At 71.0% G+C, this 13,656-nt stretch carries 10 protein-coding genes; 9 read left to right on the forward strand and 1 reads right to left on the reverse strand.

The features are described from left to right. The first annotated feature begins 12 nt into the window (after nt 1-12). The 3 genes from KI385_RS40130 (at nt 13) to KI385_RS40140 (ending at nt 4,924) form a co-directional block, all read left to right on the forward strand. Nucleotides 13-261 (forward strand): hypothetical protein, encoded by a 249-nt coding sequence (locus KI385_RS40130; RefSeq protein ID WP_238576921.1) that lies wholly within the window; start codon nt 13-15, stop codon nt 259-261. An 802-nt stretch (nt 262-1,063) separates the two neighbouring features. Then, nucleotides 1,064-3,148, forward strand: coding sequence for a SpoIIE family protein phosphatase (locus tag KI385_RS40135; RefSeq protein WP_238576922.1), 2,085 nt, complete (start codon nt 1,064-1,066; stop codon nt 3,146-3,148). A gap of 318 nt (nt 3,149-3,466) precedes the next feature. After that, entirely contained in the window at nt 3,467-4,924 is a 1,458-nt protein-coding gene (locus tag KI385_RS40140) for an APC family permease (RefSeq protein ID WP_238576923.1), read from the forward strand. A gap of 130 nt (nt 4,925-5,054) precedes the next feature. Here the strand turns inward: KI385_RS40140 and KI385_RS40145 are convergent, their stop codons facing one another. Next, the gene (locus KI385_RS40145) at nt 5,055-5,393 is read right to left on the reverse strand and encodes a hypothetical protein (protein ID WP_238576924.1); all 339 of its coding nucleotides are present in this window, start codon (nt 5,391-5,393) and stop codon (nt 5,055-5,057) included. Between the two features lie 449 nt (nt 5,394-5,842). Here KI385_RS40145 and KI385_RS40150 point away from each other — a divergent pair, with 449 nt between their 5' ends. The 6 genes from KI385_RS40150 (at nt 5,843) to KI385_RS40175 (ending at nt 13,626) form a co-directional block, all read left to right on the forward strand. Continuing rightward, on the forward strand, nt 5,843-8,560 hold the full coding sequence (locus KI385_RS40150) for a SpoIIE family protein phosphatase (protein WP_238576925.1): 2,718 nt from the start codon (nt 5,843-5,845) through the stop codon (nt 8,558-8,560). Nucleotides 8,561-8,589: 29 nt separating this feature from the next. Then, complete coding sequence (locus KI385_RS40155; protein WP_238576926.1) at nt 8,590-8,838, forward strand: SHOCT domain-containing protein; 249 nt, start codon at nt 8,590-8,592, stop codon at nt 8,836-8,838. Nucleotides 8,839-8,959: 121 nt separating this feature from the next. Continuing rightward, nucleotides 8,960-9,784: a DeoR/GlpR family DNA-binding transcription regulator gene (locus KI385_RS40160; protein WP_238576927.1), complete on the forward strand. Its 825-nt coding sequence runs from the start codon at nt 8,960-8,962 to the stop codon at nt 9,782-9,784. Between the two features lie 116 nt (nt 9,785-9,900). Continuing rightward, nucleotides 9,901-11,205 (forward strand): four-carbon acid sugar kinase family protein, encoded by a 1,305-nt coding sequence (locus KI385_RS40165; RefSeq protein WP_238576928.1) that lies wholly within the window; start codon nt 9,901-9,903, stop codon nt 11,203-11,205. Between the two features lie 25 nt (nt 11,206-11,230). Next, entirely contained in the window at nt 11,231-12,304 is a 1,074-nt protein-coding gene (gene pdxA / locus KI385_RS40170; protein WP_238576929.1) for a 4-hydroxythreonine-4-phosphate dehydrogenase PdxA, read from the forward strand. Beyond that, entirely contained in the window at nt 12,301-13,626 is a 1,326-nt protein-coding gene (locus KI385_RS40175) for an MFS transporter (protein WP_238576930.1), read from the forward strand. Before pdxA ends, KI385_RS40175 begins: the two co-directional genes overlap by 4 nt. The last annotated feature ends 30 nt before the right edge of the window (nt 13,627-13,656 follow it).

Genomic DNA, 13,656 nt, shown 5'->3' on the forward strand with positions numbered 1-13,656 from the left:
AGGAGAAACGCAATGCGCAAGTTCATAGGCCGTTCTGTGGCCGCCGCGGCAATCGCCGCCGCCGCCGTCGTCCCGCTCGCCGGTATGGCTTCGGCCGCTCCCCAGACGCAGTCCGCGTCCTCTTCCGACCACCACCGTCGTCACCACCACTGCCACCACCACCACGGCTACGACAACTTCGGCTATGGCGGCTACGGCGGCTACGGCTTCGGTCACGGCCTCTTCGGCTTCGGCGGCTTTGGCCTGCTGGGTCTCCTCTGACCCGCAGTAGCACAGTCGGGCCGCCGCAGCGTTCAGCTGCGGCGGCCCGTCGCTGCTGTCAGGCGGACGTCGGCCTCCTGCCCGGCCTGCCGGCGCAGCGCCGGACCGGCGCGCGTCACTCACCTGTCGATACCCGGCGTCCTTGATGGACCAGGGCTTTGCGCGCCGGATCTGCACACGCCGCACGGGCCCAGGTCGGCTTCACAGCTCACCCGGCCCGTGCGGCCCTTCTTATGTCACGTGCCGAGCACCTCTGTGGCTGAGCACCTCTGTGGCTGAGCACCTCTGTGGCTGAGCACCTCTGTGGCTGAGCACCTCTGCGGCCGAGCACCTCTGTGGCTGAGCACCTCTGCGGCCGAGCACCTCTGTGTTCTGGCAGGCCACCAGGCGCCACTGCCTGCCTTCCTTCGGCTGCGCGCACCTTGACGGTGGCGACGTCGGGGCGGATGAACACCACCTCCACCACCTCGTACGTGACCGTCGACTCCTTCATGGCGCCGGGCAGCACCTGGCACCTCCCCGCGGACGCTTCCTCCGGGCACCGGCGGACGTGGTTACGGTCGCCGGGGGCGGCCGGAATCATCGCCCCGAATATCGCCAACACGGTCGCCGGCCTGGGAACGGCGGCGGATAATGCTCCCTCGCGCACGGGTTCGGCGATGCCCTGCGGATCCCGCTATCCCTGCGGGGCCGTCCCGTGGCGAGAGATGATGGAGGGCAGCGGAATCACAGCGAGAATCGGCCGATGTACGGAGAGCGCCACGGCTGTCGGTCAGCGGTGACCGGCGGAAGGAGTGCCTGGATGGGTGCGACCGACGCGTTCCCCGAGGGTGCCACCCCGGTCGGGGCCACACCGGGGCGGCCCGGTGGCCTGCTGGACGTGCTGGGCGTGGCCGCGGTGATGTTGGACGCGGAGGGGCGGATCACCCTGTGGAGCCCGCAGGCCGAGCAGCTGTTCGGCTGGAGCGCGGAGGAGGCCCTCGGCCGGCCCGCCGCGCAGCTGCTGGTCGGACCTGAGCACTTCGACCTGGTGCTGCAACTCTTCTCCCACGTCATGTCGGGCGGCGAGAGCTGGGCAGGGGTCTTCCCCGTCCAGCACAAGGACGGCTCCACCCGGCTCGTCGAATTCCGCAATATGCGGCTGCTGGACGAGCGCGGCCAGACCTACGCCCTGGGCATCGCCACCGACCAGGCCGTACTGCGCAGGGTGGAGCGGGATCTGGCGCTGTCGGTACGGCTGGTGGCCCAGTCGCCGATCGGGCTGGCGGTCCTGGACACCGCGCTGCGCTTCGTCATGGTCAACCCTGCGCTGGAGCGCATCAACGATCTGCCTGCCGACCAGCACATCGGCCGCGACGTTCGGGAAGCCCTGTCCTTCCTGGACACCGACGTCATCGTGTCCCGGATGCGTGAGGTCCTCGAGAGCGGCAGGCCGCTGCTCGACCAGTTCACCGTCGGCCGCACCGCCGCCGACCCCACCGCGGACCAGGCCTGGTCGGTGTCGTACTACCGGCTGGAGGACGCCCACGGCCGGGTACTCGGGCTCGCCACCTCGGTCGTGGACGTCACCGAGCAGCACCGGGCCGCCAGCGAGGCCGCCCGCGCCCGCCGGCGGCTGGCCGTCATCGCCGACGCCTCCGTGACCGTCGGCACCACCCTCGACGTCGACCAGACCGCCCACGAACTGGCCGATGTCATCGTGCCCGAGCTGGCGGACATCGCCGCGGTGGACGTCCTCGACGCCGTACTCGACGGCCGGCGCCCCACCTCGCTGTCCCGCGGCGGCCCGGCCCGCTTCCGGGCGCTCGCGGTGTCCGTGGCCTACGCCACCGATGCCGTCCGCGCCGCCGACCCCACCGGCCAGATCGCCTCCTACGAAGCCGACCGGCTGATCACCCGCTGCGTGACCGAGGCCCGCCCGGTGCTGCTCTCCCAAGTGGACGAGGGGGATCTGCCGCATATCGCCGCTGATCCGGAGGGCGCCGCCCACCTGAAGCGGGCCGGGCTGCACTCCTACCTGGCGGTGCCGCTGATCGCCCGCGGGGAGGTGCTCGGCGCGCTGTCGCTGTACCGCGTACGTAATCCGGTGCCGTTCGACGAGGACGACGCGGTGCTCGCCGTCGAACTGGCCGCCCGGGCGGCGGTGTGCATCGACAACGCCCGCTCGTACCAGAGCGAACGCCGCACCGCGCTCACCCTCCAGCGCCACTTGATGAACCACCGGCCGCCACAGCCCAAGGCCATGGAGATCGCCTACCGCTACCAGCCCGCCCAGGCGGCCAGCGAGGTCGGCGGCGACTGGTTCGACGCCATCTCGGTGGCCGGCGACAAGACCGCCCTGGTCGTCGGCGACGTCATGGGCAGCGGTATCAACGCCGCCGCCACCATGGGCCAGTTGCGCACCACCACCCGCGCTCTCGCCGACCTCGATCTCGATCCCGACGAGGTCCTCCGCCACCTCGACCACATCGCCGGCGGTCTCGATCCGGCCTTCGCCACCTGCCTGTACGCCGTGTACGACCCGCACCGCGCGCAGTGCCGGATAGCCGTCGCCGGCCATCTGCCGCCCATCGTGGTCCGGCCGGGCCGGCCGCCCGAACTGCTCGATCTGCCCACCGGCGCCCCGCTCGGCGTCGGCGGCGTCCCCTTTGAACAGACCACGGTTCCGTTGCGCGACGGTGACCTGCTGGTGCTCTACACCGACGGGCTGGTCGAGACCCGTCAGCAGCCCATCGACGCCCGCCTGGACACCCTGCTCACGCTGCTCGCTGAGTCCGAGCAGGATCTTGAGGGCCTCTGCGACCGCCTGCTGGGCGCGCTGCGCGACGAGCACGACCACGACGATGTCGCGCTGCTGATCGCCCGGGTCCACGCGCACGAGGAATAACGGTCCGGCCGGCAGTTTCGGCGGAGCCGCAACGGATTCGGCGGCGGCTCGCAGCAGAATCCACCTCCGGCCCCCCGGCCGCGAAATCCGCTCCTGCGCCGCATCTGAATCATGGATAAGCACCCCTATCCTGCTCTTCGGCTACGGATTTCGTTGTCCAGGGACCTTAACAAGACCTTGACGTGAGTCGTCGGCAGGGGTTTTATTCGGTCACCAAAGCGGCGCCTGTGGCTCTCCGGGTTCGGACCGTTTTGCGGCACTCTTCCCCGAAAGTGCCCCCCTCCTGCCGTCAGCATCGATGGGATACGGATAACAGATATGCCCTACACGCCTGTTGCCTCCGCAGCTCCTGAGCGGGACTCCCGCAGTGCGACGGACGGGGACGCCCCCCACGCCCCCAAACTCACCCGGTCCATCGGTGTCGTCGGTGGCACCCTGCTGACGCTGTCCTGTCTGACCCCGGCATCCTCACTCTTCGTGATCGTGCCGGACTCGTTCGCCAGCCTGGGCACGGGCGCCGCGCTCACCATCGCCGTCGCGGCCCTGCTGTGTATCGGAGTGGCCTTCACCTACTCCGAGCTCGGCACGCTGATCCCGAGCTCCGGTGGCGAGTACGCCATGGTTGGCACCCTCATGGGCCGCCTTGCCGGGTGGCTGGTTTTCATACTCTCGCTGATCGTCGTCATGATCGTGCCGCCCATCATCGCCCTGGGCACCGCCGACTATCTGGCGCCGATCATCCATCTCGATCCGCAGTACACCGCCGCCGGTGTGATGCTGCTGGCCACCGCCATGGGCCTGCTCGACCTGCGTGCCAACGCCTGGATCACCGGCATCTTCCTGGTGCTGGAGGTCGTGGCCTGCGCGGTGGTCGCCTTCCTCGGCTTCACCCACACCCAGCGGTCCGCATCGGTGCTCGTCCACCCCGTGATGGACGCCGGACACGGACACACCACGGCCGTCACCGCCGGTCTGATCGTGACCGGACTGGCCACCGCGCTCTTCATCCTGCAGGGCTTCTCCACCGCCGTTTACCTCGCCGAAGAGATGGAGAACCCGCGCCGCAACGTCTCCCGCACGGTGCTGTGGACCCTCGCCATCGGCGCGGCCGTCGTCCTGATCCCGGTGATCGCGATCACCCTCGGCGCCCCCGACCTGAAGACTCTCGGTGCGGGTGATGTCGCCGGCATGGTGCAGAACTGGAGCAACTCCGGCGTCGGCACCTTCGTCAGCCTCTGCATCGCCCTGGCCATCATCAACGCGGCGATCGTGATGGTGATCCAGAACTCCCGGGTGGTCTTCTCCTCGGCGCGCGACGCGGCCTGGCCGACGGCTGTCAACCGTGCCTTCTCGCACGTCGGACGGCGCTTCGGCTCCCCCTGGGCGGCCACTCTCGCGGTGGGCGTCCCCGGCGCGGCCCTGTGCTTCGTCAACCTCGACACCCTGAGCGAGGTCACCGGCGTGGCCGTCGCCGCGATGTATGTCTTCGTCGCCCTGGGCGCCCTGGTCTCGCGCCGTGGTGAGCACAAGCACCGGCTGGCCTGGCGGATGCCGCTGTGGCCGGCGATCCCGGCGCTGCTGATCGTGGTCCTGGCCTGGGTCCTTTGTCAGCAGAGCACCAAGAGCCTGGTCATCACGGGCGCTATCGTCGCCGCCGCCGCGCTGTACTGGGCCTGCTATCTCCGCCCGCGGCAGGAGACGCACTGGGTGATCTCGGTCCCCGAGGACGGGCAGGCCCCCGTCGAGGAGCCCGCCACCGCGTCGGTGTCCGTGTAAGGCCGCACCGGCCCTGAATCGCCCGCCCGGAGCTTCTGCCCGGGCGGGCCTTCTTCTTTCACCGGTCGGCTACCGGCTTCTTTTGCCCGTCGGCTACCGGTCGGCCGTGACCGGTCTTACCGGAAGGCTGTTACCGGTCGGCGGGCCGGGAGAGCGCGAGCGCGTCCAGCAGAAGGCATACGTGGTCGACGGCGTCCCGTCCGGCGGGGCCGTCGGCCAGCTGTGTGTCGTCGAGCAGCCCGGCGGTCATCAGCAGCAGCCGCAGCAGCCGCTCTCCGGTTCCGTCCGACGGTTGCGCGTGTGCCAGGACGGACCGGATCTGCTCGCCCGTGAGGGGCAGACCGGTTTCGAGGAAGCGGAACAGCGCGACGGCGGCCTGCCGGTCGGCGTCCTTGGGCTTCCATACTCCGAGCGCGTGGTGGTCGATGAGCGCGGCCGCCTCGGCACGGATCTCCTCTGCAACATGCATGCCCCCGAACGTCTCATACCGCGAAGCCGGCCCGTGTGACGGCAAGGGGGAGCTTTGCGCCACCCCCACCCCGGTTCCAGCCCCTCGGTGAACCGGGCTGACCAGGCATGTTGTGCCGGTTCGTGATTCACCCGACCGGCAGACCACGGCAAGGCAAGCCGCCGGACCTGTGGGAAGAGTTACATGAACCATCCGACTCCTGGGCGATTTGTCCCCAGCGCGGTGGTGGAATGTGACCGATGCGTATGTCCCCTTCGTCGAGGATGTTCGCATATGTACGGCAGTAAAACCTACCGAGGGGTCTTGCCGCCCTCTGGCGCCCGGCCCCGGATCACGGGACCATCCTCGGACAGCCCGTGAGGCCGTCCGGCGCGACACGGGCCCCAGCGGCTGCTGCGCTCCGCATTGCGCGGCTCGCCCACCGTATGCGGGAGGTGTAGAAAGAGGACATGGCCGGACGCTACGGCCGCCCGCGTTCGGTTCTCAGGATGCGAACTGTCGCAGGTCAGGTCTTTCTCCTGCAGGTCGCGATCGTGGTGCTGCTCGTCGCTGCCGCCATGGCGGCGCTCGTGCTGCAATCCCGGGCCGCCGGAGACCGCGAGGCCCTGCACAGATCGGTCGCCGTCGCCGAATCCTTCGCGAACTCGCCCGGCATCGAGCAGGCGCTCAAGAGCCCCGATCCGACCAAGGTGCTGCAACCGCGGGCCGAGGCCGCCCGCAAACGCTCCGAGGTCGACTTCATCGTCGTGATGAACACCCAGGGCATCCGCTATACCCACCCCATCACCAACCGGATCGGCAAGAAGTTCGTCGGCACGCTGAAACCGGCGCTGGCCGGCGGCGTGGTCACCGAGAAGATCACCGGCACCATCGGGCCCCTCGTCCAGGCCGTGGTGCCGGTCTTCGGTCACGACGGCAAGGTCATCGGCCTGGTTTCCGCCGGCATCACCGTCAACCGGGTGAGCGGGGTCGTCGACGACCAGTTCCCGCTGCTGTTCGGCGCCGCGGCGGGCATCCTCCTCCTCACCACCGGCGGTACGGCACTGGTCAGCAGACGACTGCGCCGCCAGACCCACGGCCTCGGCCCCGCCGAGATGACCCGGATGTACGAGCACCACGACGCGGTGCTGCACGCCGTACGCGAAGGCGTGATCATCATTGGCGGCGACGGCGGGCTGCTGCTCGCCAACGACGAGGCGCGCCGGCTGCTCGATCTGCCCCCGGACGTCGAAGGACGCCAGATCGCCGATCTCGGACTCGACCCCGCCACCGCCCATCTGCTGGCCTCCGGCCGGGTCATCACCGACGAGGTCCACCCGGTCGGTGAGCGGCTGCTGGCCGTCAACCAGCGCTTGACGGACCAGGTCGGCGGGCCGCCCGGCAGCGTCACCACGCTGCGTGACACCACCGAGCTGCGGGCACTCACCGGCCGGGCCGACGTGGCCCGCAGCCGCCTGAAGCTGCTCTACGACGCCGGCACCGAAATCGGCACCACCCTCGATGTGAGGCGCACCTGCGAGGAGTTCGCGGAATTCGCCGCCGCCCGGTTCGCCGACGTCGTCACCGTCGATCTGGCCGAGGACGTGCTGGTCGGCGAGGAGCCCACGCCGACCGGCGGCTCCGGCGTCCAGATGCGGCGTACCGCCGCCAGCGGCGTCCCACCGGACAGCGGCCTCTATCCGGTCGGCCATCTGATCCGCTTCGAGCCCGCCACCTCCCTCGGCGCCGGCATCGCCAGCGGCGAACCGGTCCTCGAAGCGGACCTGACCGCCTTCAGCGGCTGGCATCTGCAGAACCCCCAGCGGGCCCGGAAGATCGTCGGGCACGGTATCCACTCGATGATCGCCGTCCCGTTGCGGGCCCGTGGCGCCATCCTGGGCGTGGTCATCTTCTGGCGCTCGCAGGAGCCCGAGCCGTTCGAGGAGGAGGAACTCTCCCTCGCCGAGGAACTGGTCGCCCGCGCCGCGGTGAGCATCGACAACGCCCGCCGCTACACCCGTGAGCACACCATGGCGGTCACTCTGCAACGCAGCCTGCTGCCGCGCGCCCTGCCGCCCCAGAACGCCGTCGAGGCCGCGTACCGCTATCTGCCCGCGCAGGCCGGCCACAGCGGGCTCGGCGGCGTCGGCGGCGACTGGTTCGACATCATCCCGCTGCCCGGCGCCCGGGTCGCGCTCGTCGTCGGCGACGTCGTCGGCCACGGACTGCACGCCGCGGCCACCATGGGCCGGCTGCGCACCGCCGTCCACAACTTCGCCAACCTGGACCTGCCGCCCGACGAAATCCTCTGGCACCTCGACGAACTCGTCACCCGTATCGACCAGGACGAGGGCGCCGGGGGAGCCGAGGCCTCGGTCACCGGAGCCACCTGCCTCTACGCCATCTACGACCCGGCCTCGGGGACCTGCACCATGGCGCGCGCCGGGCACGTCCAGCCCGTGGTGCTGTGGCCCGACGGCACCACCGAGATCGCCGAGGTACCGGGCGGCCCGCCCCTCGGACTCGGCGGCCTGCCCTTCGAGACCTGGCAGCGGCAGCTGCCCGAGAGCACCCGGCTGGTGCTCTTCACCGACGGACTCGTGGAGGACCGCAACCGGGACATCGACGACGGTATGGCGCTGCTGAGCCGCACCCTTACCGACCACCCGGGCCGGACACCGGAGGAGACCTGCGAGGCCGCGCTCGGCGCACTTCTGCCGGAGCGCCCCAGCGACGACATCGCGCTGCTCGTCGCCAGCACCCGGGTGCTGGATGCCGCGCATGTCGCCGACTGGGATGTGCCGCCCGACCCTTCGGCAGTGGCGCAGATACGGGCCACTGCGGTCCATAAGCTGATCGAGTGGGGTCTGGCGGAGGAGGCGTTCACCGCCGAGCTGATCCTCAGTGAGCTGGTCACCAACTCCATCCGCTACGCCGCCGGCCCCATCGGCGTACGGCTGATCCGTGACACCTCCCTGATCTGTGAGGTCTCCGACCGCAGCAGCACCTCGCCGCACCTGCGCCAGGCCGCCACCACCGACGAGGGCGGCCGCGGCCTGTTCCTGATCGCCCAGCTCGCCGAACGGTGGGGGACCCGGTACACCAGCAGTGGCAAAGTCATCTGGACGGAGCAGGCGCTCACCGACGGCGATCTGATCGCGGGGGCGGCCGACGACGGGGATCCTTGAGATGAGGCAGGACGGGCTGGCTCCTCGTGGTGCTTCTGCTGCCCTTCCTCGGCGTCTTCATCTACGTGATCGCGCGCGGCCACGGGATGAGTGAACGCGAGGCCGAACGGGCCGAGCGGCAGCAAAAGCAGCTGCAGGCCTACCTCCGGGAGACGGTGTCGACCGGTGACGAGGCGAGCCGGCACGCGGATTCCCCGGCGAAGCTCGCCGAACTGAAGAACCACGGCGACATCACCGAAGAGGAGTTCCGGAAGGCGAAGGCCAAGGTTCTCGCCTGACCGCAGCCCCCTTCGCGGTCCGCTCGACGACTGTTAGCCTCAAGTTGCGCGAAACGTGCAACTTGAGGAGCTTCCGGCCAGGGCGCCGGACGGGCGACGGCACACAGAGGCGGGCAGTGAAGTGACCAGTGGGGAACGCACGGCCACCCGGCGCCGCCGGGAGCGGATGGTGGAGCTGCTCGGCGCGGGCGACATCAGCGTCCACGACCTGGCGGCCGAGTTCGCTGTCTCGCTGTCCACCGTCCGCCGTGATCTGGCGACGCTGGCCGCACTCGGCCGGATCACCCGCACCTACGGCGGAGCGGTCGATCACCGCGCGGTGGAGCGCTCCTGGCACGACAAGGAGCACGAGCAGCGAGGCGAGAAGGACGCCATCGCCCGCGCCGCGGCCGCACTGGTCCGCAGCGGCGATGTGGTGCTCCTCGACGCGGGCACCACCGTCGCCCGGCTGGCACATGAGCTGCGCGACCGCAGCGACATCACCGTCGTCACCAACGGCCTGTCCACCCTGGTGGAGTTGGCCGACGCCGAGGTGGAGGTCGTGGTACTGGGCGGCCGGCTGCGGCGCCCCAACGAGTCGCTGCTGGGCACCCGTACGGAACAGGCGCTGCGCCGGCTCACCCCGGACAGCGCCTTCCTCGGTGTCGACGGTCTCGATCCCCGGCGCGGTATCAACTGCCCCGACCTCGAACAGGCCGCGCTGAAGGAGACGATGGCCGAGTGCGCCCGTGCCGCCTGGGTGCTCGCCGACCATTCCAAGCTCGGCGGGGGAGGCGGCTTCCCTTATTGGGCGGCGATGCCCGCCGGTACGGGCCTGCTCTCCGGGGGCGATGAGCGGCAGCTGGCCGGGTTCGCGGACGCGGCCTGGTCGGTGCGCACCGTCGGGGACGACGCCGGAAACGCAGCCGGGCACGCGGCCTTGCCTGCCCCCCTGCACACCTCTTGACAGCCCGTTCGCCGACTCGCACTCTGAATTGCGTGAACCACGCAACAAAAGTGCGTGGTCCAGTCATTTCGGAGCCGAGGTCCGCCATGACGCCGGAGCCGACGGGAGGAGACCTCGTGGCCCAGGTGCTTGTCATCGGAGACGACCTCACCGGAAGCAACGCAACGGGTGCGCTCTACGCGCGACTGGGCCTGCGGGCCGTCACCGTCGGCGCGCTCGCCCAAGTGGAGCGCTACGCGCACCGGGTGGACGTCCTCGTCGTCAACACCGCCTCCCGGCACTGGCCCCCCGCGCGCGCCTACGCCGCCGTCCGGGCCGCCGCCGAAACCGCCGGCGAGGCACCCCTGATCGTCAAGCGCGTCGACACCACACTGCGCGGCAACCCCGGCAGCGAACTGGACGCGGTGGTGGACTGCCTCGCCGCGCGCGAGCCCGCGGCCCGGATCCGCACGCTGGCCGTCCCCGCCTTCCCCGACGCCGGCCGCAGCACGGTGGGCGGTCTGCACCTCGTCGACGGCGTACCGCTGACCCGTACGGCCGTGGCGCGCGACCCCTTCGACCCCGTCCGGCACTCCCGGGTCGCTTCCGTGCTGGGAGCGCAGAGCAGGCGCACCACGGACGAGCTGACGCTGGACGTGGTGGAGCGCGGCCCCGACGCGGTCGCGGCGGCCCTGCGGGAGGGCCGGGCCGAGATCGTGGTCTGCGACGCCACCGAGAACGCGCATCTGCACACGGTCGCGGTGGCCGCCGCCCGCCTCGCCGTCGAGGACTCCATCCGCTGGGTCGCGCTGGACTCGGGGCCGTTCGGCGCGGCGCTCGCCGCCGAACTGGGCCTGCGGCCCGAGAGCGGCACCCCCGCCCGCATCCTGGCCGTCGTCGGCAGCGTCACGGACCGCACCCGCACCCAACTCGCGCGTACGGAAACGGCGCTCGGCGCCCGCTGGGCCGACGTCGACCCCGCCGACCCGGATCCCGACCGGGCGCTGGCAGCGCTGCGCGCGGCAGCGGAGGACGGCGCCACGGTGCTCGGCGTCCGAGTGGCCCCCGACCCGCTGACGGCAGCCCCCGCCCCCGCCCCCGCTCCCGTACCCGATGCCGGCACCGCCGCGCGCATCCTGCGCTGCCTCGCCGAGGTCGCCCGCCGTGCGGTCACCGAGCTGTGCCCCGGCGGCCTGTACGCATCGGGCGGCGATGTCGCCGCGGCCGTCACCTCCGCACTGGGCGCCGACGGCTTCGCCATCGAAACCGAGGTGCTGCCGCTGGCCATCGCCGGACACCTGGTGGGCGGCCCCCACGACGGACTGCTCTTCGCCACGAAGGGCGGTCTGATCGGCGGCCCCGACGCCGCCCGCGACTGCCTGGAACATCTGCGCGCGGCCTGCACCCGGCACACCCTCGGCACCACCTTGAGCGCGAACTGAACACCGCACCCCGAAAGGCGACCTCATGACGCCCCATCAGCCGACGGCCGGCCATCGGCCGACTCCCGAGCGCCCGCTGCCCCTCCTCGCCGTGACCCTCGGCGACCCCGTCGGCATCGGCCCCGAGATCACCGCCCGTACCCTCGCCGACCCGGCGACCACCACGCTCGGCCGCGGACTCGCCGTCGGCGACGCCGCCGTACTACGCCGCGCGGTGGCGGTTTGCGGCCTGGACGTCGAGGTCAACGCGGTCGGTGCACCCGGTGAGGCACGGTTCGAGCCCGGCACCATCGACGTGCTCGACCTCGGTATCGCCCCCGCCGACCTCCCCTGGGGCACGGTCGACGCGGTCGCGGGCCGCTCCGCCGTGGCCGCGATCGAGGCCGCCACCCGCGCCGCGCTGGCCGGCGAGGTCGACGGCATCGTCACCTCACCGATCAACAAGGAGGCGATCTGGGCGGCCGGTTCGCAGCACCTCGGCCACACCGAGATGCTCGGCGAACTCACCGGCGCCGCACACTTCGACACCATGTTCGTGGTCCGCGGCCTCAAAATCTTCTTCACCACCCGCCACCTCGCCCTGCGCAAGGCGCTCGACCAGATCACCGAGGAACGGGTCACGGCGAGCATCCGTCACGCGGCCACCGCACTGCGCGTCTTCGGCCATGACGAGCCCCGGCTCGCCGTCGCCGCGATCAACCCGCACGGTGGCGAGGGCGGTCACTTCGGCGACGAGGAGATCACCGTGCTGCGTCCGGCCGTGCGGAAGGCGGCCGCCGAAGGCCTCGGCGTCGTAGGGCCGATCCCCGCCGACTCGGTCTTCCACCAAGGGCTCGAAGGCCGCTTCGACGGGGTGCTCTCCCACTTCCACGACCAGGGCCATATCCCCGCCAAGACCGTCGACTTCGACGGCACCGTCTCCGTCACCGTGGGCCTGCCGATCCTGCGCACCTCCGTCGACCACGGCACCGCCTTCGACATCGCCGGCAGCGGCCGCGCCTCCCACGGCACGATGGCCGCGGCCTTCCGCGCCGCCGCCGACCTCAGCCGCTTCACCGACCGGATCCGCGCCACCTACGGAACGGCAGCCGCCCGATGACGGACGTCACCCCGCCACCGACCCCGCAAGCGACCCCCGCCAAGCGCTGGGCGTATGTCATCCCGGTCGCCGCGATCATGTACATGCTGGCATATCTCGACCGGAACAACGTCTCCGTCATCCTCCCCTACATGCACGGCGACCTGGAGCTCTCCAACGCCGACAAGGGACTGGTCGGCGGCATCTTCTTCGTCGGCTATGTCTTTCTGCAGATCCCGGCCGCGATCCTCGCCCAGCGCTGGAGCGCCCGGAAGACCGTCCTCATCCTCATGCTCGCGTGGGGGCTGGCCGCCTCGCTCTCCGGTCTCGTGCAGACCACATCGCAGTTCTACGTGGCCCGTTTCGTGCTGGGCTTCTTCGAGGGCGGTGTCTGGCCCGCCGTACTGATCCTGCTCGCCTCGTGGTTCCCGCTGCGCGAGCGCGCCCGCGCCAACGCGCTGTGGATGGCCTGTCTGCCGCTCTCCTCGGTACTGATGGCTCCGCTGTCCGGCTGGATGCTCGACCATGCGAGCTGGCGCTGGGTGCTCGTGCTGCAGGGCGTGCCGCCCCTGGTGTGGGCGGTCGTCTGGTGGTTCGCGGTGGCCGACCGGCCCGCGCAGGCCCGGTGGATCTCCCGCGCCGAGGCCGACCACCTGGAGCGGTCGATCGCCGCCGACGAGGCCGCGAAGCCGACGGCGGGCAGCGGCTCGTACCTCGACGCGGTCAAACAGAAATCGGTCCTCGTTCTCATCGGCGTCTACTTCTTCTGGATCACCGGCTTCTACGGCTTCAACCTGTGGCTGCCGTCGGTCATCAAGGAGCTGACACACGGCGGATCGCCCACCGAGGTCGGGCTGCTGACCGCGATTCCGTTCACCGTCGCGCTGGTCGTGATGATCGCCAACGCCGCCTGGTCCGACCGCACCGGCAGACGACGCCAGGCGGTGGCCGTCCCCCTCGTCGTGGGCATCGCGGCGCTGCTGCTCGGACAGACGGTGGACGGTGCGCTGCCGCGGATGCTGCTGCTGTGCGTGACGGCCGCCGCGCTCTACGCACCGTACGGACCGTTCTGGGCGATCCCCGGCCGGCTGCTGCGCTTCGAGGTGGTGGCCGTCGCCATGGGCCTGATCAACGCCCTCGGAAACCTCGGCGGCTTCGCCGGCCCCTACCTGGTGGGCTGGCTGACCGACGCCACCGGATCCAGCGTGACCGGTTTCGCGGTGCTGGCCGCCTTCCTCGCGGTGGCCGTGGCGCTGGTGGTACTCGGCCTGCGCCCGAGCACACCGCCCGTACGTGAGTTGGCCGGGCACCCGGCGGAGGGAGCCCGGGCGGCCACGGACTGACGCCCCATCACCGCCCGGCGGGTACGGCAT

Origin of the sequence: Streptomyces inhibens (genome assembly GCF_022221585.1) — a bacterium.
Taxonomy (GTDB): Bacteria; Actinomycetota; Actinomycetes; order Streptomycetales; family Streptomycetaceae; genus Streptomyces; species Streptomyces inhibens.

Bases quoted from the DNA above. Each gene is read 5' to 3' on its own strand.
- KI385_RS40140 (WP_238576923.1), top strand. From the start codon at position 3,467: ATGCCCTACACGCCTGTTGCCTCCGCAGCTCCTGAGCGGGACTCCCGC.
- KI385_RS40135 (WP_238576922.1), top strand. From the start codon at position 1,064: ATGGGTGCGACCGACGCGTTCCCCGAGGGTGCCACCCCGGTCGGGGCC.
- KI385_RS40145 (WP_238576924.1), bottom strand. From the start codon at position 5,393: ATGCATGTTGCAGAGGAGATCCGTGCCGAGGCGGCCGCGCTCATCGAC.
- KI385_RS40175 (WP_238576930.1), top strand. From the start codon at position 12,301: ATGACGGACGTCACCCCGCCACCGACCCCGCAAGCGACCCCCGCCAAG.
- pdxA (WP_238576929.1), top strand. From the start codon at position 11,231: ATGACGCCCCATCAGCCGACGGCCGGCCATCGGCCGACTCCCGAGCGC.
- KI385_RS40150 (WP_238576925.1), top strand. From the start codon at position 5,843: ATGGCCGGACGCTACGGCCGCCCGCGTTCGGTTCTCAGGATGCGAACT.
- KI385_RS40130 (WP_238576921.1), top strand. From the start codon at position 13: ATGCGCAAGTTCATAGGCCGTTCTGTGGCCGCCGCGGCAATCGCCGCC.